Origin of the sequence: Sabulicella rubraurantiaca, from assembly GCF_017355885.1 — a bacterium.
Classification (GTDB): domain Bacteria; phylum Pseudomonadota; class Alphaproteobacteria; order Acetobacterales; family Acetobacteraceae; genus Roseococcus; species Roseococcus rubraurantiacus.
In genome coordinates, this window is sequence record NZ_JAFEUU010000001.1 from 325,156 (window position 1) to 344,084 (window position 18,929).

An 18,929-nucleotide genomic window follows, 5' to 3' on the forward strand; every position below is an offset into this window, starting at 1 on the left:
TTCTTGCGAGGAGGTCGCCGCATGGCGGAAATGATCGAGCCGGTGATCGGCATGATCGGGGGCTCCGGCCTCTACGACATCGAGGGGCTCGAGGAGCGCGAGTGGCGCCGGATCGAGACGCCCTGGGGCGAACCCTCCGATGAGCTGCTGTTCGGCCGCCTCGCCGGGATCCGCTGTGTCTTCCTGCCGCGCCACGGGAGGGGCCATCCGCGCCCGCCTTCGGCGCTGAACTACCGCGCCAACATTGACGCGCTGAAGCGTGTGGGCGTGACGGATGTCATCTCCCTCTCTGCCGTGGGCTCCCTTCGTGAGGAGCTTCCGCCCGGCCACTTCGTGATCGTGGACCAGTTCATCGACCGGACCTTCGCGCGGGAGAAGAGCTTCTTCGGCACCGGTTGCGTCGCCCATGTGAGTGTCGCCCATCCGACGTGCCCGCGTCTGTCCGACGCGATCGAGGAAGCGGGAAGGGAGCTGGCGCTGCCGATGACACGTGGCGGCACCTACCTGGTGATGGAGGGGCCGCAATTCTCCACAAAGGCTGAGTCGCTGCTCTACCGGCAATGGGGCTGCCACGTCATTGGCATGACCAACATGCCCGAGGCGAAGCTCGCCCGCGAAGCGGAGCTCTGCTACGCCTCCGTCGCCATGGTCACGGATTATGACTGCTGGCACGAGGAGCACGACCACGTCACGGTGGACCAGGTCGTGAAGGTGCTCTTCTCTAATGCGGACAAGGCGCGCGCTCTGGTGAAGGCGCTCGTCCCGCGCATCGGCGCGCCGCGCGGCGCCTGCCCGGCAGGCTGCGACCGGGCGCTGGAACATGCGTTGATCACCGCGCCGGAGAAGCGCGACCCGGCCCTTCTGCAGAAGCTGGACGTCGTGGCGGGCCGCGTTCTTCGTCGGTGAGGGGCAGGGGCGGGGCGCCCTCAGGCGTGACCGACGGCCGCGTTACCGTCCAGCCCGGTGGCACGGACCACGTAGGCGAAGAGTCGGAGGGCCTCCGGCCCACCGCGGTCAAGCAAGGTGCCAGCCTCCATTTCGACCGCTAGCACCTCTGCATGTTCAGCCAGTGTCCTGGCGGCGCAGCGGAGGGCTTCGCGCGCCAAGGCCAGTTGCAGCTCGTCCGGCATGTCCTGCCAAGGGGGGGTATGCATCGGCCGGGGGACCCATGTATCGCCGTTCTGGCGTCAGGCACGCCGGTTTGGGGATGAGCCCGGCGCTCCGGCGGTGTGCCGGCCTGCAGGGCAATAAGCCTTGGCCGATTAACGGAGGCTTACGATGCCGGACGTCCCCGGATCCAGGATGAGGTGGCGCGCCAAGGCGTGCTTCCTATATCGAGACGAAATGGCAGAGGATCGGAGCGAATCCATGTTCAAGGACGGACGGCAGAGGATGGATGACTTGGCCGGGGTGGCCGGGGGAGTGATGTCGCTCCTGGGCGGGGTCAAAGCGGAGTTCGAGGCGGCTGCCCGCGCCCAGGCCGAGGCGCTGGTCAGCCGCCTGGATCTTGCCCGCGCCGAAGACCTCGACGCCGCTATGGAAGTCGCGCGCCGCGCCCGGGAGCAGGTCGAAGCGCTGGAAGCGCGCGTCGCCGCGCTGGAAGCGAAGCTGGCAGCCGCCCAGCCGTCACCGCCGGAAGTGGAGGTCTAGCCCCTTCGCGGCCCAGGCGGCTTCCATCGCTGCCATATCTGTGTCGCCGGACGGGTTCGCGCGCCGCGGCGCCCGCCTGAGCATCGGCTCTCGGTCGCGGCGCCACAGGCGCAGGAGGCGCTCCAGCTCGTCCAGCGGGGCCTGGTGGTCGTCCACGCGCAGGTCCAGGTCCGGGAAGTCCTCGTCCGTCACCAGCTGGATGGCGGCGGACTGGCGGCCGCGCCGGTCGCCCCCTGCGGTCTCCCCGGCCTGAAGGGCGCGAAGCATCCGCTCGGGCAGGGGCAGGGCGGCGTGGGCCAGGAAGGCGTCGCGCGTCGCGATGAGGGTTGCGGGGCCGGACAGCATGTTGCCCGCAAGCGACCAGCCCTCGCCCGTCAGGGAGCCGCACCAGTCCACGCAGTTCTGGCCCGTATGCGCCGCGGTCCGTCCCTTGGCGTCGAGGGCATGGACCTGCCGCAGGCCGCGCCCCCCGTCTCCGGCCAAGGCGGCCTCAAGGGCGGCGGCCGGTGCTAGGCCGCGTTCCATCGCATCCAGCGTCGCGGGTCCGAGGTAGCGATTGGTGATGGATTGCGTCGAGACCGCGCCGACGCCGCGGCGGAGGAAGGGGCAGGAAGCGCCGACGGCCAGGGCGTAGGTGGTCACGGCCACCGCGAAGGCGCCCGTTTCGGGCTCATGGGCGAGCAGGGACCAGGTCATGTGTGGACCGCCTCCATTTCCGACATTCCCTCTTGGCCATGCTTCCTGCTTGTCTGCAAGGCGTCAGACGGGCATGGCTGGCGGTTGAAGAAAAAAGGAGGAGACGATGCAGCACAATCTCTCGCGACGCGGGCTGGTTCTTGGAGGCGCGGCCGTGCTCGCGACGCCTGCGCTCGCCCAGTCGCCCTGGCCAGACCGGCCCATCCGCCTGATCGTTCCCTTCGGCCCGGGTGGCGCCGTGGACACGCTGTCGCGCAATGTCGCGTCCCGCTTTGGCGAGCACACCAACGGGCAGACCTTGGTGGTGGAGAACCGGCCAGGGGCGGGCGGCACGATCGCCGGTGCCTTCGTGGCGACGCAGCGCCCGGACGGGCAGGTGCTGATGATGGCTGACATGGGGGCGAATGCGATCGGTCGCCTTCTGTACCCGGGTTTGCCCTATGACCCGCTGACCGCCTTCACCCCCATCATCCATCTGGTGAATCTGCCCGGCGTGCTGATGGCCCACCCGTCCGTGGCGGAGCGGAGCGTCGACGAGATCGTCAGGGCGGCCAAGGCGCGGCCAGACGGCTTTACCTATTCCTCGGCTGGGACAGGCAATGGCTCCCACCTGTTCATGGAACTCTTCCTGAAGCGTGCGGGCATCCGGATGGTGCACGTGCCCTACCGCTCGGGCGCCGAGATGGTGACCGCTTTGGTCCGCGGTGACGCACAGTTCGGCTTCCCGACCGTCTCCTCTGGCCTCTCAATGATCCGCGACGGGCGTGCGCGCGCAGTCGCGGTCAGCGAACCGGCCGGATCACAGCTTCTGCCGGGTACGCCGGCCCTCGCCACGACGCTGCCGGGCTTTGACCAGTCCGTGTGGCACGGCATCGTCGCGCCGGCCGGGATGGACCGGGGCCTCGTCCAGCGCATCAATGAGGTATTCGGGCGGATCGCTGCCATGCCAGAGGTTCAGGAGGCTGTGTTCCGCCAGCAGGCGGGGCGCGTGGTCGGAGGGACGCCGGAGCAGTTCACGGCGCATATCCGCAAGGAGTACGAAACTTGGGAGCCGGTGATCCGAGACGGCAACATCAAGGCGGATTGACCCGAGCGGCACCGCGCGTAGCGTGGCGGGCATGAGCACGCCTGCCCCCGTCACGCCCCGCCCCGCTGCAACGATCCTCCTGATCCGGGATGGGGAATCGGGCCTGGAGGTGCTGATGGTCTGCCGCGCGCGGGAGATCGAATTCGCCTCCGGCGCGCTGGTCTTTCCGGGCGGACGGGTGGAGGAGGCGGACTCGCAGCTTGCCCCGGACGGCGATCCGCTGGGCGCCTTCAAGGTCGCCGCGATCCGCGAGGCCTGGGAGGAATGCGGCATCCTGCTGGGCCGCGCGCCCGCGCCGACCTTGCTTCCCGCTGGCCCATTCGGCAACGCATTAGGGGAACGGGGCGTCAGCCCGGATGTCGAGGCAGTGGTTCCCTTCGCCCATTGGATCACCCCCCATTACAGCCCCAAGCGCTTCGATACCCATTTCTTCCTGGCGCAGGCGCCGGGTGACCAGGAAGCCGTCCATGACGGCTATGAGGCGGTCGAGGCCGTCTGGGTTCGCCCGGCCGAAGCGGTGGCGGAGGCTGAGGCCGGCAAGCGGCGCCTCGTCTTTGCCACGCGGCTGAACCTGCTGCGTCTTGCGAAGCATGGAAGCGCCGCCGAGGCCCTGGCTGCGGCGAGGGAATGCCCCATCGTAACCGTGACGCCAGAGCCCGTGCCGGATGGGGCAGGGGGCGTGATGCTGCGCATTCCGGAGGAAGCGGGATATGGCGGAACGCTGTTTCCAGCGAAAGATCTACCCGCGATGGGCGGACGGTGGCTTGGTCAAACAGGATCGCGAACCTAGGAATTCAGGCTTTCCGCTCGCTGTGCTTCGCGGCGCGCCATAGGTCTTCCATCTCATTCAGTGTTGCTTCGGCCGGGCTTCGGCCTTTGGCGGAGAGCGCCGTTTCGATCGAAGTGAAACGGCGTTCGAACTTTGCATTGGCGTCTGCAAGGCATCGCTCCGGATCCAGTTCCAGCTTGCGGGCGAGGTTAGCGAGGACGAAGAGTAGATCCCCGACCTCGTCCTGCAGCCGGGCCCGGTCTGCCGCGCCGAGTTCAGCCCGAAGCTCCTCCGCTTCCTCCTCAAGCTTAACCAGGACAGAGGCGGCATCGGGCCAATCGAAGCCGACACGGGCGGCACGTCCGGTCAGCTTCGCGGCGCGCGTGAGGGCGGGCAGGGAGGACGCTACCCCCGACAGGGTTCCGGTCTCGGCCCGCTTCGCCCGTTCGGAAGCCTTCTGACGCTCCCAGGCCTCGGTCTGCGTGCTGGCGTCGCGCTTTTCCTCTTCGCCAAAGACGTGCGGATGCCGGCGGATCATCTTTGCAGCGATGGAAGCGGCAACGTCTCCGAAGGCGAACCAGCCACGCTCCTCGGCCATGCGGGCGTGGTAGACGACCTGGAAGAGTAGGTCGCCCAACTCCTCGAGCAGCGTCGCTGGGTCTGGGCCAGCCGAGATCGCCGAGGCGACCTCATAGGCTTCCTCGACCGTATAGGGCGCGATCGTCGCGAAATCCTGGACCTGGTCCCAGGGACAGCCGGTCTCCGGGTCGCGCAGGCGCGCCATGACATCCAGCAAGCGAGCGAGTTCGGCTTTGGGGTCTGGCCTCATGGCCCTGGGTGTAAATGGGGAAGGGATGGGCCGAAAGCCCTGGATTTCCGGGCTATCCACCGGTCATCCACAGGGCAGTTTCCCGGATAAGATAGATTATGGAAAAAGATGGTAGTGGAAAACCGGTGGGAAAACTGCGGGGCTCTTGCCCTCGCTCTCTCCCCCGCCTTCAGGCCTCTCCGTCGAGCTCCATTCCGTCGTGACCTGGCTCGATACCCGTGGGCAGCTCTCGGCGCAGGGTCTCCCAATCCATGGTCGAACCCATATGTGTCAGCACGACCCGGCGCGGTCCGATCGCCTCAGCCCATGCCAGCACCTCGCGGAGGCCCGCATGCACCGGGTGGCTCGTCAGTCTGAAGCACCCCAGGACCAGCGTGGCGACGCCGCTCAGCGCCGCCAGAGTTTCGGGCGGCATGCGGACCACATCCGTGCAATAGGCGATATTTCCGCATCTTAGGCCCATCGTCCTCATGACGGCATGGTCCTGAACGCAAGCTCGTAAGGATAAATGTCCTAGGACAAAGGTCTCGCATGGATCTACTTCCCGGCTCTCGAGCGCGGGGCGGAAGAAGCCGGGCGTTGCCTCACGGAAGGCGTAGGCGAAGCGCCCCTGCAGTTCGCGGAGCGTTTCGGGAAAGCCGAAGGCTGGGAGAACCTGTCCAATGTTGCGGTTCACCTGCCGCAGCTCGTCTATGCCCATGACGTGGTCTGCATGGGCATGGGTGAAGACCACGCCATCCAATCCGGAAGCCCCGGCCGACAGAAGCTGCTCCCGGCAGTCGGGGCCGGCATCAATGAGGATGCGCGTTCCCTTGCAGGTCAGCAGCGCCGACGTGCGGCGCCGCCGGTTGCGGGGCTCGGACGGGTCACAGCTGCCCCAGTCCCCTCGCCCGTCGGACCCCCCGATGGCGGGCACGCCTTGGGAGGGGCCGGTGCCGAGCAGGGTGAGGCGGACGCGCTTCTTCAGGGACATGCCCTGCGTGATGGCAGGGCGGGCCGGATTCGGGGAGGCTCAGAAATCGGCGCGTGGGAACAGGCGGCGAAAATTCGCGGTCGTCGCCGTGGCAATCGCCTCCATGCTCATGCCGCGGGCCTCGGCGAGGACCTTCGCGGTCAAGGCGGTGAAGCCTGGCTCGCAGAGCTTGCCGCGATGCGGTACGGGCGCGAGGTAGGGCGCGTCGGTTTCCACAAGCAGCCGATCCTCCGGAAGTTCCGCCGCAAGGTCCCGCAGGTCGCCGCTGCGTGGGAAGGTCAGGATGCCTGAGAAGGAGATATAGCCACCCATGGCGACCGCCTCGCGCGCCAGATCTGCACCGGAGGAGAAGCAGTGCAGGAGAAAGGCAAAGTCGCCCCCTTCCCGCTCCTCGCGCAGGATGGAGGCAATGTCCGCATCCGCGTCGCGGGCGTGGACCACCAGGGGCAGCCCGGCCGCGCGGGCCGCGCGGATGTGACGGCGAAACCCCTCGCGCTGCACGTCGCGCGGAGATTTGTCATAGAAGTAGTCGAGGCCGCTCTCGCCGATGCCGATGACGCGCGGGTGGTCCGCCAGGGCGACGAGCTCCTCCACCGTGGGCATGCGCCCCTCGCCAGCCCGGTGTGGATGCACGCCAACCGTACCCCAGACCTCGGGATGCCGCTCGGCCAGAGCCTTCACGGCCGCGGCCTGCTCCACATGGGTGCCGATGGTCACCATGCGGGTGACGCCGGCTTCGGCGGCGCGGGCGATGATGCCAGGAAGCTCGGCGTCCTCGAAATAATCCAGGTGGCAGTGGGAATCGACGATCACGCTTCGATCTTCCGGAAGAGCGGCACAGGGGGAGGCAGGGTGGCCCCCTCAGGCAAGGGCTTGGCGAGGGATGCGAGGCCGCGCGCCTCGGGCGGCACGCCGAGTTGGTCGAGCATCGCGGCCATCGTACCCGGCATGAAGGGCTGGAGCACCGTCGCCAGCACGCGTAGCGCGTCGTGGAGGCGGCGGAGCACCTGCGCCATGCGGGCTGGGTCGGTCTTTCGCAGCGCCCAGGGGGCCTCGGTGGTGATATAGGCGTTGGCGGCACGGGCGGCGGCGAAGGCGGCTTCCAGAGCGAGGTGGAACTCCTGGCGCTCGAGATGCTGGCCGATCCGCTCCGGAAGGTCGGCAAGTAGCGTGCCCAGCTCGCCTTCAGGCGCGGCCGGCGCGGGCAGCTTCGCCTCGCAATTCTTCTGGATCAGCGTCAGTGTCCGGTTGGCGAGGTTGCCGAGCACGTCGGCCAGTTCCCCGTTGGTCCGGTTGGCGAGGGCGGCGCGCGAGAAATCTCCGTCCTGGCCGAAGGGCACCTCGCGCAGCAGGAAGTAGCGCACGGGGTCCAGCCCGTATTCCTCGACCAGCGCGACCGGGTCGATCACGTTGCCCAGGGATTTTGAGATCTTCTGCCCCTCATTGGTCCACCAACCATGCGCAAAGACCCGCTTGGGCGGCTCTAGGCCAGCGGCCATGAGGAAGGCGGGCCAGTAGATGGCGTGGAAGCGCAGGATGTCCTTGCCGACGAAATGCACGTCGGCCGGCCAGAACTTCCAGGCCTCGCCCTCCTCGGGCCAGCCGAGTGCCGTGATGTAGTTGGTCAGTGCGTCCAGCCAGACATACATCACGTGCGCGTCGTCGCCCGGCACCGGCACGCCCCAGCGGAACGAGGTGCGGCTGATCGAGAGATCGGAAAGCCCGGATTTTACGAAGGCGATGACCTCATTGCGCCGGCTCTGCGGGGCGATGAAGTCCGGATGCTCCTCGTAGAAGCGCAGCAGCCTTTCCTGCCAGTCGGAGAGGCGGAAGAAGTAGCTGGGCTCCGTTACCCATTCCACCGGGGCGCCCGAAGGAGCGTACTTCACGCCGTCGCGCTCCGTCAGCTCATCCGGGCCGTAGAAGGCTTCGTCGCGCACTGCGTACCAGCCCTCATACCCGCCTAGGTAAATCTCGCCGCGGTCGGCGAGGCGCTTCCAGAGTTCCTGGCAGGCGTGGCGGTGACGCTCCTCGGTGGTGCGGATGAAGGCGTCGTTGCTGAAGCCCATCGTCGCCGTGAGGTCGCGGAAGGCGGTAGAGACCCGGTCGGTGAAGCCCTGTGGGTCCATCCCGGCATCGCGGGCCGCCTTCTCGACCTTTTGCCCGTGCTCATCGGTGCCGGTGAGGAAGAACACCTCGTCGCCCGACAGGCGGCGCCAACGCGCCAGCACGTCTGCCGCCAGCGAGGTGTAGGCATGGCCGATATGAGGCTTGTCGTTGACGTAATAGATCGGCGTGGTGAGGTAGCAGCGGCGCATGGCGCCTTCTGCTACCCCCTGCGGAGCGTGTCCAGCGCCACCAGGACAGCCTGCCGGCGGTCCAACGACAGGCGCTCGGCTTCGTCGACCTGCCGACGAAGGGAGGAAGCGGCCTCCACCCAGGCCGGCAGCGGACGGAGGGCGAGCCACGGCGGTGCGGGCTGGCCCCGCGCCGCGTCGCGCAGCGCCGCCTGAAGCTCCCGAGTCAGCGCGTCAAAGAAGGGCGCGAAGCCCGCCGCGTCGCGGCCCGCGATTCGGTCAGCCAAGGCGTGGGCCTCGGCGGCGCCGGATTGCGGCAGGGCCTGCAACGCCGCGCGAGCTAAGCGCGCCAGCTCTACTCCCTCCCCCTCCGCCAAGGCGAGGGCGCGGCCGGGCGAGCCGTTAGCGAGCGGGGTCAGGGCTGCCGCATCGGCGCCCGGCGCCAGGAAGCCCAGCGCCTTCCGCATGATTTCCGTACTCAGGGGGGCAAGGTCGAGGCGGCGGCAGCGGGACCGGATCGTGGGAAGCAGACGCCCTGGCGCGGCGGTGACGAGCAGGAGAACAGTCCGCGGTGGCGGTTCCTCCAGTGTCTTGAGGATGGTGTTGGCGGCGGGGGCCTCCATCGCCTCCACCTCATCCATGATGACGATGCGCCAGCCGCCCTCGGCGGCGGTGAGCGACAGAAAGCGCCGGGCTTCCCGCGCTTCATCCACCTTGATGATCCGCCGCTTGCCGGCTTCCTGCGCCGGGGCAAGGAGAAGGACATCCGGATGGCCCGAGGCGCTGACGCGCCGAAAGACTGGGTCCGACTCTGGCAGTTGGAGCGGCACCTCGCCTTCGGCGTCCCGCGGCATTCCGGCGAGCAGCCAGCGGGCGAAGCGCCAAGCCAGGGTCGCCTTGCCCACGCCCGGCTGGCCGGTCACGAGCCAGGCATGGGCCAGGCGCCCGGAGCGCGCCCCAGCCGCCAAGGCTTCGGCCGCGCCGTCATGACCGAACAGCATGGGGTTGGCGCGCGGCTCAGGTGCCATGGAGCACGCGACGCAGCGCCGCTTCCGTCACCTCCGCCAGGGGCCGGGTCGCATCCAGCACGGCGATGCGGCCCGGTTCGGCCTCCGCGCGCTGGAGGAAGCCCTGGCGGACCCGCGCATGGAACTCGGTCCCCAATGCCTCGTAGCGATTGGCGTCGCGAGCGCGGGACAGCCCGGCCTGCGGGGGAATGTCGAGCAAGAGGGTTGCGTCCGGAACGGCATCCGCGACCAGGGCGCGGCGCAGCGCCTCGAAGGCGGCGGCGTCGCCCCCCTGCCCGGCCACCTGATACGCGAAGGTGCTGTCGTGGAAGCGGTCGCAGATCACCGTGACCCCTGCCTCCAGCGCCGGGCGGATCAGCCGCGCCCAGTGCTCGCGGCGGGCCGCGAAGTGGAGCGCCATCTCGGCCAGCGGATCCCAGCCGCCATGGGACAGGATGAAGCCGCGCAGCGCCTCGGCACGCAGGGACCCGCCGGGTTCGCGCGTGCGCAGTACCGGGAGGCCGCGGGCGCAAAGCGCAGCGGCAAGCCGCTCGCCTTGAGTCGTCTTGCCCGCCCCCTCTCCGCCTTCCAGCGTGACGAAGCGGCCTTTCAAGCGCCCCCGCCGATCATGCGGCCCAGCACGGCCGGGATTCGCGAGACGAGACCGAGCCGCTCCACATCCGCGCCGGCGTAGAGCGGCAGGCTCATCTCCGGCACGCCGCGCCCGGATACCTCAAGGCGACCGAGCTCCTGACCCTTCGCGACTGGCGCGGGCACGGGCGCGTCATATCGCAGCCGCGCCTGCATTCCATTGCGCCATCCCCGCGGCAGCGTCGCCACCACGTCGCGCCCGCCCACCAGCGGCACCGTGCGGCGCCCGCCGAGGTGCACCGGCACCTCCTCGATCGTGTCCTCGGCACGGAACAGCACGACGTTTTCGAACTCGCGGAAGCCCCATTCCAGGAGGCGCTCGCTCTCCTCGGCCCGCGCGCGCATCGTGGGCAGGCCGGAGACGACGAGGATCAGGCGTCGGTCGGCGCGCTTGGCGCTCGCGGTCAGGCCGTATCCCGCCTCCTCCGTGTGGCCGGTCTTCAGCCCGTCGCCGCCCGCGACGCGGCCCAGGATGGGGTTCCGGTTCTCCTGGGTAATGTTGTGCCAGCGGAAGGAGCGCTCGGAATACAGGCGGTAATGGTCCGGGAAGTCGAGGATGATGCGCCGCGCGAGCGTGGCGAGATCGCGCGGGGTCATCCGGTGCTCCGGGTCCGGCCAGCCGGTGCTGTTGCGGAAGTTCGAGCCGGTCAGGCCGATCTCCCGCGCCTGCTGGTTCATGAGGTCGGCGAAGGCGCGTTCGGAGCCTGCGATCGCCTCGGCGAAGACGACGCAGGCGTCGTTGCCAGACTGGATGATGACGCCGCGCGCCAGGTTCTCGACGCTCACCGTGGTGTTCAGGTCGACGAACATCTTAGAGCCACCCATGCGCCAGGCTGCCTCGCTGACGGGCAGAAGCTGGTCCATGGCCAACCGGCCTTTGCGGATCATGTCGAAGACCACGTACATGGTCATCAGCTTCGACATGGAGGCGGGGGGCATGGATTGCTCCGCCCCCTTCTCCAGCAGCGTCGCGCCGGTCTCGAAATCAATCAGCAATGCGAAGCGTGCCGCCGTGTCCACCGGGCCGAGCGGCGAATTCGCAGGCGTGGTCGGCGGGGGCGCCGATCCGCGTGCGGCGGGGCGCTGCGGGCCGCCGCGTTGCTGCGCGAGGGCCGGCGCGGCAAGCGGCAGGGAGAAACCGGCGAGGAGGAGGCGGCGGGACGGCATGGCGGAGGCTTACGCCGCCCGGCTACTCCACCACAAGTCGGAGATCTTGCTGACCCGCACGCAGGGCACGGGCGAAGGCCTCATCGGCTTCCGGCAGCGTGGCATAGGGGCCGCCGCGAACGCGCCAGACCTGTTGCCGGCCCGGCAGGCCGAAGGGTTCTGCCCGCATGCCGAGGCGCGCAGCCTGGGTCCGGGCGAAATCGGCGCGGAAAAAGCTACCAGCCTCGACCCACAGCCGGCCGGGCATGGGAACGCCCTGGGTGACCTGTTCGGGTAGGCGCTCTGGCGGCGAGGCCGTGGCGGCCGCTTCCGTGGCAACGGCGGGGCGGATGGTCTCGGCGCGCGGCGCGGCCACGCGAGCGCCCTCCGGCGCGGCCAGGGATTCCCGCTCGACGCGGCCGACCGGCGCGGTGGCGATGGCCAAGGCGGGCGCATGCCCCTCCAGCCCGGATCCTGCGAGGCGGGAGGCGCCCTGGTCCGCCGTCACCCGCGCCTGGAACAGTCCGCGGGCCCCGAGGAGTTCCGCCGCGCGAGGCGACACGGCGATGACGCGCCCTGCCCGTTCCGGACCCCGGTCATGGACGCGCACGCGCAGGCTTCGCCCGTTTTCCAGGTTGGTGACGGTCACGATGGACGGCAGCGGCAGGGTGCGGTGGGCCGCCACCAGCGCGGTAGCGTCGTGCCGTTCGCCATTCGCGGTCAGCCCGGAGCGCCGCGGCATGATCTCGGCGATTCCGGCTTGGTCGAGGCTCCAGTCCTCCCGTGGGTAGGACCACTGCCCGCCGAGGCTGTAGCCCTCGCCGACCACGTAGCGCGGACGGGGCTCAGGCCCGGGCGGCGGCGTCCGGCCGCAGGAGGCCAGGAGCGCGAGTGCGGCGAGCCCCGCGATTCGGCGCCTCATCCCACGCGGTCCGCCAGCATCCCTACCGCGGTCGCGTAGAAATTCGACGGATTGTAGCGCCGGATGGCCATGAAGTTGCGACCGACGATGAAGCTCTGCCCCTCGCCGCGCGAGTAGCCGGGAACCACCAAGGCCCACTCTCCTTCATATCCTGGCAGCAGGCTGCCATCCCATTGCCGTACCCCGACGCGCGCCCAGTCCACCATGGTCCGCATGGTGCGGTGGTCCAGCCCCTCGACGCTTAGGCTCTGCGGGACCGCGACCTCGAAGCCCCAGGGCTCGCCGTCTCGCCAGCCGGAGCGGGACAGGTAATTGGCAATGGAGCCCAGCGCGTCGGCGCGGCTGTCCCAGATGTCCTTGCGACCGTCTCCATCGAAATCCACCGCAAGCCTCTCGAAGGAGGTCGGCATGAACTGCGGGTGTCCCATGGCGCCGGCATGGGAGCCGCGCATCCGCTCCACGCTGATGTTGCCGGCATCCAGGATGCGAAGGGCAGCAAGGAGCTCAGCACGGAAGAAGGCGGCGCGGCGGCCTTCCCAGGCCAGGGTCGCAAGCGCCTCGATCACGTTGAAATTGCCGGTGAAGCCCCCGTAGGAGGTCTCCATCCCCCAGATGCTCACCACCGCGCGCGGATCCACCCTGAAGCGGGAATGGATGGCCTGGAGAAGGGCCCGGTTCTCCGCGAAGGCGCGGCGGCCATTCTCGATCCGCGTCGTTGAGAGGCGCGCGTCACGATACTGCGTCCAGGTCTGGGTGAATTCGGCCTGGCGGCGGTCCAGCTCCAGAACCCGGTCATTGGGACGGAGATTGGCAAAGGCGCGGTTGAGCGTCTGCTGCGAAACGCCGGCGCGCCGCGCCTCGGTGCGCACGCCCTCAAGGAAGGATGCAAAGGAGCCCTGGGCCAGGGCGGGGCTCGCCGCCGCCGCCAGGGGAAGGGCGGCCAGGGCACGTCGGGTCAACATGGGGCGACTTCCTGCCACGCTCCGGCGAGGGCGGCAACGGAACACTGCATGGCGCACGTGTTGATCTCCGGGCAGGGCTGGCGCACCTTGCGCGGCGAACGGAGGAACCCGCCCATGGTCGCGCTCACGCAACGTTTCGCCGCCTATGCTGCCGGCATCGGCCACGCCGACCTCCCGGCCGAGGTGGAGGCGCGGACTCGCTTCCTGATCCTCGACCTCGCGGGAAATATGCTGCGGGGCCGGCACGATGCGGAGAGCAGTGCCCCTCTCCTCGCCGCGGCGCGCGCGATGGGGCTGATGCAGGGCCAGCACGCCGTGCTGGGCGAGGCCGCGCGCGTCTCGCCGCTCGGCGCCGCGTTGCTGAATGGCGCATTCGCCCATTCGTTGGATTTCGACGACACGCATGCGGCCGGGACGCTGCACCCGGGCGCCCCGGTCATCCCGGCGGCGCTGGCGGCGGCCGAGATCTCCGGCGCGAAGGGTGCGGATGTCATCGCCGCCGTGGTGGCAGGGTATGAGGTGACCAACCGCCTTTCCGTCGCCATGCCGGCGGGTGACCACTACGACCGCGGCTACCACCCCACCGCGACCTGCGGCGCCTTCGGCGCGGCCGCCGCGGCGGGGCGCGTGCTCGGGCTTTCCGCCGCGCAGATCGAGGATGCGCTGGGCATCGCCCTGTCCCAGGCGGCCGGATCGTTGCAGTTCCTGGCCAATGGCGCCTGGACCAAGCGCTTCCAGGTGGGTTGGGCCTCGATGGCCGGGCTGGCCGCGGCTCTGACGGCGCGCGAAGGCTTCCGCGGCGCCGCCGAGGCGCTGGAGGGCAAGGCCGGCTTCCTGCGCGCCTACGCCCCGAACCCCACCCCGGAGCGCGCGTTGCGCGGCCTCGGCGAGGAGTACGAGCTGATGGAGACGGCGGTGAAGCCGTATCCGTCCTGCCGCTACGGCCATGCCTGCGTGGATGCCGCCCTGGCGCTGCGCGCCGAGCACGGGCTGAAGGCGGACGAAATCGAGTCCGTCACCATGGGCCTTCCCAACAAGGGCATGCTGCTGGTTGGCGCTCCGCTGGAATACAAGCAGCACCCTAAGAACGTAGTGGACGGCCAGTTCTCCGGTCCATTCGTCGTGTCCTGCGCCCTGGCGCACGGGCATTTCGGCTGGGACAGCTATGCGCGCATGGATGAGGCCGAGCTTCGCACCCTGATGCCCAAGGTCACGACCGAGGAAGATCCGGAGGTGCAGGCCGAGTTCCCGGCAAATATGTCCGGCAAGCTGACGGTCCGGGCCCGCGGCCAAGTCTTCACCAAGTTCGTGAAGGTGCCGAAGGGCGAGCCGTCGAACTTCCTGACGGAGGAGGAGCTTCGCGCGAAGTTCCATGGCCTCGCGGATGCCGTGCTCGGGCATGAGCGCGCGGTACAGCTGGCCGATGCGATCCTGACCCTCGCCACCGCGCCAGATGTGCATGCGATGCTGCGCCTGGGCGCGCCGTTGCAGCCCGTCCGCCTCGCGGGGGAGTAAGGGGCCTGGGCAGGACGCGCGCAGCGTCCTAAGCCTTCGCGCCTGGGCAGGTGGCCGAGCGGTTTAAGGCACCGGTCTTGAAAACCGGCGTGGGTTCACGCCCACCGTGGGTTCGAATCCCACCCTGCCCGCCAGACCGCTCTCGCCCGAGGCCCTTCCCCCATGCGTCCCTTCGCCCTCGCCCTGATCCTGGCTCTTGCGGCGGGGCCAGCCTTTGCCCAGCCGGCCTCGTCCTGGGCGGCGCACCAGGGACCTTCAGCCGGTCCAGCGCGGGTGATCGGAACCACCTCACTCGGCTGCCTTGCGGGTGGGGAGGCGCTGCCCACGGAGGGGCCGGGCTGGCAGGCCGTGCGCCTGTCGCGCAACCGCAATTGGGGCCATCCCGAGACGATCCGCTCCATCCGCACCCTGGCGCGACGGGCGCGGAGCGTCGGGCTGCCGGATCTGTTGATCGGCGATGTCGCGCAGCCCCGTGGTGGCCCGCTTCCCTACGGCCACGCCAGCCATCAATCCGGGCTGGATTTCGATGTTTGGCTCGACGTCAACCCGCGCGCGCCTCTCTCCCGCGCGCAGCGTGAGGATTGGCCGGTCGCGTCGCTTGTCGTTCCGGATCAGTCCGGGGTGGACCCGAATCGCTTCACGGCGGCCCATGCTAGGCTGATCCGGCTGGCGGCTGAGCTGCCCAACGTGGACCGGGTGCTGGTGAATCACGGCATCAAGCGTTCGCTCTGCGCCGTCCATGGTGGAGAGACGTGGCTGCGACGGGTGCGGCCTTGGCGCGGACATGACAGCCACATGCATGTCCGCATGCGCTGCCCCGCAGGGAGCGCGGAATGCCAGGAGGCGCCACCCATTCCCGCCGGGGATGGCTGCGACGCCTCCCTGGACTGGTGGCTGAGCGATGAGGCGCGCCGTCCCCCTTCCCCGCCTCGTACACCCGGCCCGCCCCCTGCCCTGCCAGCTGCCTGCGGTCCCGTATTCCGCGCACGCTGAGGCCGGGCGCGGCTTCCTCCCAGGACCGGACCGGGCTACGCCTGCCCGCGCATGATCGACCCCGTCGCGCTCCAGATCGGACCCTTCGCCATTCGCTGGTATGCGCTGGCCTATATCGCCGGCATCATCATCGGCTGGCGCGTGGCGCGGCGCCTCGTGGAGGCTGAGCCGCGTGCAGCCACCGCCCAGCAGCTGGACGATTACGTGACCTGGGTCACAGTCGGTATCATCCTGGGTGGGCGTCTCGGCTACGTTCTGTTCTACCGTCCCGGCTACTACCTTCAGAACCCGTTGGAAGCGCTGGCGCTCTGGCAAGGCGGAATGAGCTTCCACGGCGGCGCGCTGGGCGTGATCATCGCGACCTGGATCTTCACCCGCCGCAACAAGCTGGACATGCTTCTCTTCACCGACCGGGTCACGGTGGTCGTGCCCATCGGCATCTTCTTTGGCCGGCTGGCGAATTTCGTAAATGGCGAGTTGTGGGGCCGGCCCTCCGACGTTCCATGGGCGATGGTGTTTCCGCATGACCCGCTCGGCGTTCCCCGCCACCCCTCGCAGCTTTATCAGGCGGGGCTGGAAGGGCTTGCCCTGTCTGCCGTGCTCTGGGCGCTCTGGTTCACGCCCGGCATCCGTGCCCGGCGCGGCTTCCTGTCCGGCGCGATGGTGGCCGGATACGGCGTCGCGCGCTTGGTCGGTGAGATGTTCCGCGAGCCGGACGCGCATCTGGGCTTTCTCATCGGCGGCGCGACCATGGGCCAGCTCTTGTCGATTCCCATGGTCGCGGTCGGGCTCTTCCTGATGCTCCGCGCGCGGCGTGTCGATTGATGGAGCGGCTGGACGCATTCCTCGCCCGCGCCTCCGCGGCCTATTACGGCCATGGCGCCGGGATTGGCGCGGACTTCACCACTGCGCCGGAGATGACCCAGGCTTTCGGCGAGTGCCTTGGCCTTTGGTCCGCTCTTGCGTGGGAGGCGATGGGGCGGCCCGCGCGCGTGGTGTGGGCGGAATGCGGCCCCGGCCGCGGCACGCTGATCCAGGATGCCTTGCGCGCCGTCGGGCAGATGGTCCCCGCCTTCGCCTCGGCGGCCGAGATCCACTTGGTCGAGACCTCGCCGGTGCTGCGGGCCATGCAGAAGGGCCGCCTCGGGGCCCGCATCGCTGCCTTTCACGACCGGGTCGAGGATCTGCCGGGTGGTCCGCTGATCCTGCTGGGCAACGAGTTCCTGGACGCGCTTCCCATCCGCCAGTTCATCCGCCGCGGTCGCACCTGGATGGAACGCTGGGTCTCCGAGGGCCGCTTCATCGAACGCCCATCCGAGGAAGATTGGGGCGAGGCGGCGGAAGGCAGCGTGAAAGAACGCTGCGAACCGGCCCTTTCCATCGCTGCCCATCTTGGCGCACGGCTGTCGCGCGAGGGCGGCGTGGCGCTCTTCATCGATTACGGCCCAGCCGAAAGCGCGTTCGGGGACAGCCTCCAGGCGATGAAGGCTGGCAAGCCGTCCGACCCGCTCGCTGAGCCCGGGGCCGTGGACGTCACGGCCCACGTGGACTTCGCCGCCTTCGCCGCGGCAGCGGTGGGCGCGAAGGCGCAAGGTCCAGTCCCCATGGGGCTGTTTCTCCAGCGGCTCGGCCTTGTCTCACGTTCCGCCATGCTGGCGCGTGCCGAGCCCTTCCATGCCCGCAACCTGCTCGGTGCGGCGCAGCGCCTCGTTGCGCCGGAGGGCATGGGGCGATTGTTCAAATCCTTGGCCCTGACTCACCCGGGCCTGCCACCCCTGGAGGGGTTCCACGAGTGACACTCGAGTTCCTGACCCATCCCTCTCTTTCCAGCTTCTCTCATGGGTTTTTCACCCGACGCGGCGGGGTTTCCACGGGTGCCTATGCCAGTCTCAATTGTGGTCTCCGAAGCGAGGATGACCCGGCGGCGGTCAGGGAGAACCGGGAAAGGGTGCGCGTCGCCCTCGGGGCCGGTGCGCTGAGGGCGCTGCGCCAAGTCCATGGCGCTCGCGCCGTGGATGCCGCATCAGGCTGGGACGTGGTGCCCGAAGCCGACGCGATGGTTTGCGCCGAGCCGGATGTGGCGCTTGGCGTCATAACAGCCGATTGCGCGCCGGTTCTGCTCGCGGACCCGGAGGCGCGGGTGGTTGGTGCCGCCCATGCCGGCTGGCGCGGTGCCGTGGGCGGCATCCTGGAGGCCACCTTGGCCGCCATGGAGGAACTTGGCGCCCAGCGCGCCCGCATCCGCGCCGTGGTCGGCCCCTGCATCGCTCAGCCCTCCTACGAGGTGGGGCGCGACGTGTACCAGGCAGTCGGAAGCCTCGAATTCCTCGCTTCCGGCCGCGATGCGGACCATTGGCAGTTCGATCTGGCGGGATACTGCGCGTCGCGCCTCGCCGGCATCGCGGACGTGGCGCTGATGGGAATGGACACGCTGACCGACGAGGCGCGGTTCTTCTCGCATCGCCGCCGGACCCTGGCGGGTGGCGGGCCGCTCGGCCACCAGATCTCGGCGATCATGGCATGAGGCGCGCCTTTCTGCTGAGCGCGCTGGGCGTGCTGGCCGCCTGCGCCGATATTCCGCGCCCCCATCGCGGTCGGCCGGGCGGGCTGGCGCCGCGCCTGTCCGTCCCACTGGCCGTCCGCATCGCCGTGCCTCCTCCGCCTGAGGCGATGTTGAGCGATGCCGGAGCGCGGCTTGTCGCCGAGGAACTTGCTTCGGCCCTGCAAGCGCAGGACGTGCCGGCGGCGGCGACCGAAACACCGCTTCCACTGGATTGGCGGCTCATGGTGCGCGCGGAAGCATCGGGGGGTACGGTGCGGCCGCGCCTCATCGTCACCGATGCCGATGGGCGGGAGCAGGGCGCCGTCTCCACGACCCCGGTTCCTACGCGCGATTGGGCCGCGGAGGACACCGCTACCCTTCGCGCGATCGCGGCCCAGGGTGCCCCCCGGGTGACCCAGATCCTCCTCGGCATCCAGGCGGCGCGAGCCAGCGCCACGCCGGACGCCATCGCAAGCGGACCGCCCCGTCTGCGCCTGATCCCGGTGCGGGGCGCACCGGGCGATGGCAACAACGCCCTGACCAACCGGGTGCGGGAGTTCCTGTCCTCCCGCGGCTATGTCGTGCAGGACGTGGCAGAGGGTGCGAACCACGCCGTCACGGCCGAGGTCTCGGTGGTTCCCGGCACGCCCGGCAACCAGCGAGTGGAGATCCAGTGGATCGTCTCCCGCCGGGACGGGCACGAACTAGGACGGGTTCTTCAGTTGAATGAGGTCCGCGCCGGATCTCTCGACCGCTTCTGGGGCGATGTTGCCTATGCGGCCTCTCAGGAGGCTGCCGGCGGCATCCTGGAGATTATCCGCAATGCTTCGTCCCCCGGTTGAAGGCCCGGCGCGGCGCCTGTATCCGTCCGCCGTGCCGCCCGAGGCCCC

Annotated in this window: 21 protein-coding genes and 1 tRNA gene; 11 read left to right on the plus strand and 11 right to left on the minus strand. The window is 69.4% G+C overall.

Translation table 11 applies throughout. The annotated features are described in order from the left end of the window. Positions 1–21: 21 nt before the first annotated feature. A complete protein-coding gene (locus JTJ31_RS01625) occupies positions 22–906 on the plus strand; it encodes an S-methyl-5'-thioadenosine phosphorylase (RefSeq protein WP_207536850.1) in 885 nt (294 codons plus the stop codon). A gap of 20 nt (positions 907–926) precedes the next feature. On the opposite strand, the gene JTJ31_RS01630 is transcribed toward JTJ31_RS01625, so the two are convergent. Further along, positions 927–1,130 (minus strand): hypothetical protein, encoded by a 204-nt coding sequence (locus tag JTJ31_RS01630; RefSeq protein WP_236019761.1) that lies wholly within the window; start codon positions 1,128–1,130, stop codon positions 927–929. A 238-nt stretch (positions 1,131–1,368) separates the two neighbouring features. Between JTJ31_RS01630 and JTJ31_RS01635 the strand changes: the two genes are divergently transcribed. Then, complete coding sequence (locus JTJ31_RS01635) at positions 1,369–1,650, plus strand: accessory factor UbiK family protein (RefSeq protein ID WP_207536852.1); 282 nt, start codon at positions 1,369–1,371, stop codon at positions 1,648–1,650. Here JTJ31_RS01635 and JTJ31_RS01640 read toward each other — a convergent pair. Then, entirely contained in the window at positions 1,627–2,346 is a 720-nt protein-coding gene (locus tag JTJ31_RS01640; protein WP_207536853.1) for a DUF1028 domain-containing protein, read from the minus strand. The two genes, JTJ31_RS01635 and JTJ31_RS01640, sit on opposite strands and share 24 nt — an antisense overlap. A gap of 106 nt (positions 2,347–2,452) precedes the next feature. Between JTJ31_RS01640 and JTJ31_RS01645 the strand changes: the two genes are divergently transcribed. Further along, positions 2,453–3,433, plus strand: a complete 981-nt coding sequence (locus tag JTJ31_RS01645; protein WP_236019762.1) for a Bug family tripartite tricarboxylate transporter substrate binding protein — start codon at positions 2,453–2,455, stop codon at positions 3,431–3,433. Between the two features lie 31 nt (positions 3,434–3,464). Continuing rightward, positions 3,465–4,223 (plus strand): NUDIX hydrolase, encoded by a 759-nt coding sequence (locus JTJ31_RS01650; RefSeq protein ID WP_207536854.1) that lies wholly within the window; start codon positions 3,465–3,467, stop codon positions 4,221–4,223. A 4-nt stretch (positions 4,224–4,227) separates the two neighbouring features. Here the strand turns inward: JTJ31_RS01650 and mazG are convergent, their stop codons facing one another. The 9 genes from mazG to JTJ31_RS01695 all read right to left on the minus strand — a co-directional run bounded on the left by mazG (position 4,228) and on the right by JTJ31_RS01695 (position 12,989). After that, positions 4,228–5,031 carry a nucleoside triphosphate pyrophosphohydrolase gene (gene mazG, locus JTJ31_RS01655; RefSeq protein ID WP_207536855.1) on the minus strand — a complete coding sequence of 268 codons (804 nt, stop codon included), beginning with the start codon at positions 5,029–5,031 and terminating at the stop codon, positions 4,228–4,230. Between the two features lie 169 nt (positions 5,032–5,200). Continuing rightward, positions 5,201–6,004: an MBL fold metallo-hydrolase gene (locus JTJ31_RS01660; RefSeq protein WP_207536856.1), complete on the minus strand. Its 804-nt coding sequence runs from the start codon at positions 6,002–6,004 to the stop codon at positions 5,201–5,203. 39 nt (positions 6,005–6,043) lie between these two features. Continuing rightward, on the minus strand, positions 6,044–6,817 hold the full coding sequence (locus JTJ31_RS01665; protein ID WP_207536857.1) for a TatD family hydrolase: 774 nt from the start codon (positions 6,815–6,817) through the stop codon (positions 6,044–6,046). Continuing rightward, positions 6,814–8,322 (minus strand): methionine--tRNA ligase, encoded by a 1,509-nt coding sequence (metG, locus tag JTJ31_RS01670; RefSeq protein ID WP_207536858.1) that lies wholly within the window; start codon positions 8,320–8,322, stop codon positions 6,814–6,816. Before metG ends, JTJ31_RS01665 begins: the two co-directional genes overlap by 4 nt. Positions 8,323–8,333: 11 nt before the next feature. Further along, the gene (locus JTJ31_RS01675) at positions 8,334–9,329 is read right to left on the minus strand and encodes a DNA polymerase III subunit delta' (RefSeq protein ID WP_207536859.1); all 996 of its coding nucleotides are present in this window, start codon (positions 9,327–9,329) and stop codon (positions 8,334–8,336) included. Next, positions 9,319–9,921, minus strand: coding sequence for a dTMP kinase (tmk, locus tag JTJ31_RS01680; RefSeq protein ID WP_207536860.1), 603 nt, complete (start codon positions 9,919–9,921; stop codon positions 9,319–9,321). The genes JTJ31_RS01675 and tmk overlap by 11 nt, the downstream gene beginning before the upstream one ends. After that, positions 9,918–11,126 carry a D-alanyl-D-alanine carboxypeptidase family protein gene (locus JTJ31_RS01685; protein ID WP_207536861.1) on the minus strand — a complete coding sequence of 403 codons (1,209 nt, stop codon included), beginning with the start codon at positions 11,124–11,126 and terminating at the stop codon, positions 9,918–9,920. Before JTJ31_RS01685 ends, tmk begins: the two co-directional genes overlap by 4 nt. A gap of 22 nt (positions 11,127–11,148) precedes the next feature. Next, the gene (locus tag JTJ31_RS01690; RefSeq protein WP_207536862.1) at positions 11,149–12,027 is read right to left on the minus strand and encodes a septal ring lytic transglycosylase RlpA family protein; all 879 of its coding nucleotides are present in this window, start codon (positions 12,025–12,027) and stop codon (positions 11,149–11,151) included. Then, positions 12,024–12,989 (minus strand): lytic murein transglycosylase, encoded by a 966-nt coding sequence (locus JTJ31_RS01695; protein WP_207536863.1) that lies wholly within the window; start codon positions 12,987–12,989, stop codon positions 12,024–12,026. The genes JTJ31_RS01690 and JTJ31_RS01695 overlap by 4 nt, the downstream gene beginning before the upstream one ends. A gap of 48 nt (positions 12,990–13,037) precedes the next feature. Here JTJ31_RS01695 and JTJ31_RS01700 point away from each other — a divergent pair, with 48 nt between their 5' ends. From JTJ31_RS01700 to JTJ31_RS01730, 7 genes are all read left to right on the plus strand, one after another. Next, positions 13,038–14,504 carry an MmgE/PrpD family protein gene (locus tag JTJ31_RS01700; protein WP_236019764.1) on the plus strand — a complete coding sequence of 489 codons (1,467 nt, stop codon included), beginning with the start codon at positions 13,038–13,040 and terminating at the stop codon, positions 14,502–14,504. A 44-nt stretch (positions 14,505–14,548) separates the two neighbouring features. Then, a tRNA-Ser gene (locus JTJ31_RS01705) sits at positions 14,549–14,638 on the plus strand. Between the two features lie 28 nt (positions 14,639–14,666). After that, on the plus strand, positions 14,667–15,497 hold the full coding sequence (mepA, locus tag JTJ31_RS01710) for a penicillin-insensitive murein endopeptidase (protein WP_207536864.1): 831 nt from the start codon (positions 14,667–14,669) through the stop codon (positions 15,495–15,497). A 51-nt stretch (positions 15,498–15,548) separates the two neighbouring features. Next, a complete protein-coding gene (lgt, locus tag JTJ31_RS01715) occupies positions 15,549–16,322 on the plus strand; it encodes a prolipoprotein diacylglyceryl transferase (RefSeq protein ID WP_207536865.1) in 774 nt (257 codons plus the stop codon). Beyond that, the gene (locus JTJ31_RS01720) at positions 16,322–17,293 is read left to right on the plus strand and encodes an SAM-dependent methyltransferase (RefSeq protein WP_207536866.1); all 972 of its coding nucleotides are present in this window, start codon (positions 16,322–16,324) and stop codon (positions 17,291–17,293) included. Before lgt ends, JTJ31_RS01720 begins: the two co-directional genes overlap by 1 nt. After that, positions 17,290–18,021, plus strand: coding sequence for a peptidoglycan editing factor PgeF (gene pgeF / locus JTJ31_RS01725; RefSeq protein ID WP_207536867.1), 732 nt, complete (start codon positions 17,290–17,292; stop codon positions 18,019–18,021). The genes JTJ31_RS01720 and pgeF overlap by 4 nt, the downstream gene beginning before the upstream one ends. After that, entirely contained in the window at positions 18,018–18,881 is an 864-nt protein-coding gene (locus tag JTJ31_RS01730) for a hypothetical protein (protein ID WP_207536868.1), read from the plus strand. The genes pgeF and JTJ31_RS01730 overlap by 4 nt, the downstream gene beginning before the upstream one ends. The last annotated feature ends 48 nt before the right edge of the window (positions 18,882–18,929 follow it).

Bases quoted from the DNA above. Each gene is read 5' to 3' on its own strand.
- JTJ31_RS01625 (WP_207536850.1), top strand. From the start codon at position 22: ATGGCGGAAATGATCGAGCCGGTGATCGGCATGATCGGGGGCTCCGGC.
- JTJ31_RS01630 (WP_236019761.1), bottom strand. From the start codon at position 1,130: ATGCCGGACGAGCTGCAACTGGCCTTGGCGCGCGAAGCCCTCCGCTGC.
- JTJ31_RS01635 (WP_207536852.1), top strand. From the start codon at position 1,369: ATGTTCAAGGACGGACGGCAGAGGATGGATGACTTGGCCGGGGTGGCC.
- JTJ31_RS01640 (WP_207536853.1), bottom strand. From the start codon at position 2,346: ATGACCTGGTCCCTGCTCGCCCATGAGCCCGAAACGGGCGCCTTCGCG.
- JTJ31_RS01645 (WP_236019762.1), top strand. From the start codon at position 2,453: ATGCAGCACAATCTCTCGCGACGCGGGCTGGTTCTTGGAGGCGCGGCC.
- JTJ31_RS01650 (WP_207536854.1), top strand. From the start codon at position 3,465: ATGAGCACGCCTGCCCCCGTCACGCCCCGCCCCGCTGCAACGATCCTC.
- mazG (WP_207536855.1), bottom strand. From the start codon at position 5,031: ATGAGGCCAGACCCCAAAGCCGAACTCGCTCGCTTGCTGGATGTCATG.
- JTJ31_RS01660 (WP_207536856.1), bottom strand. From the start codon at position 6,004: ATGTCCCTGAAGAAGCGCGTCCGCCTCACCCTGCTCGGCACCGGCCCC.
- metG (WP_207536858.1), bottom strand. From the start codon at position 8,322: ATGCGCCGCTGCTACCTCACCACGCCGATCTATTACGTCAACGACAAG.
- JTJ31_RS01675 (WP_207536859.1), bottom strand. From the start codon at position 9,329: ATGGCACCTGAGCCGCGCGCCAACCCCATGCTGTTCGGTCATGACGGC.
- JTJ31_RS01685 (WP_207536861.1), bottom strand. From the start codon at position 11,126: ATGCCGTCCCGCCGCCTCCTCCTCGCCGGTTTCTCCCTGCCGCTTGCC.
- JTJ31_RS01690 (WP_207536862.1), bottom strand. From the start codon at position 12,027: ATGAGGCGCCGAATCGCGGGGCTCGCCGCACTCGCGCTCCTGGCCTCC.
- JTJ31_RS01695 (WP_207536863.1), bottom strand. From the start codon at position 12,989: ATGTTGACCCGACGTGCCCTGGCCGCCCTTCCCCTGGCGGCGGCGGCG.
- JTJ31_RS01700 (WP_236019764.1), top strand. From the start codon at position 13,038: ATGGCGCACGTGTTGATCTCCGGGCAGGGCTGGCGCACCTTGCGCGGC.
- mepA (WP_207536864.1), top strand. From the start codon at position 14,667: ATGCGTCCCTTCGCCCTCGCCCTGATCCTGGCTCTTGCGGCGGGGCCA.
- lgt (WP_207536865.1), top strand. From the start codon at position 15,549: ATGATCGACCCCGTCGCGCTCCAGATCGGACCCTTCGCCATTCGCTGG.
- JTJ31_RS01720 (WP_207536866.1), top strand. From the start codon at position 16,322: ATGGAGCGGCTGGACGCATTCCTCGCCCGCGCCTCCGCGGCCTATTAC.
- JTJ31_RS01730 (WP_207536868.1), top strand. From the start codon at position 18,018: ATGAGGCGCGCCTTTCTGCTGAGCGCGCTGGGCGTGCTGGCCGCCTGC.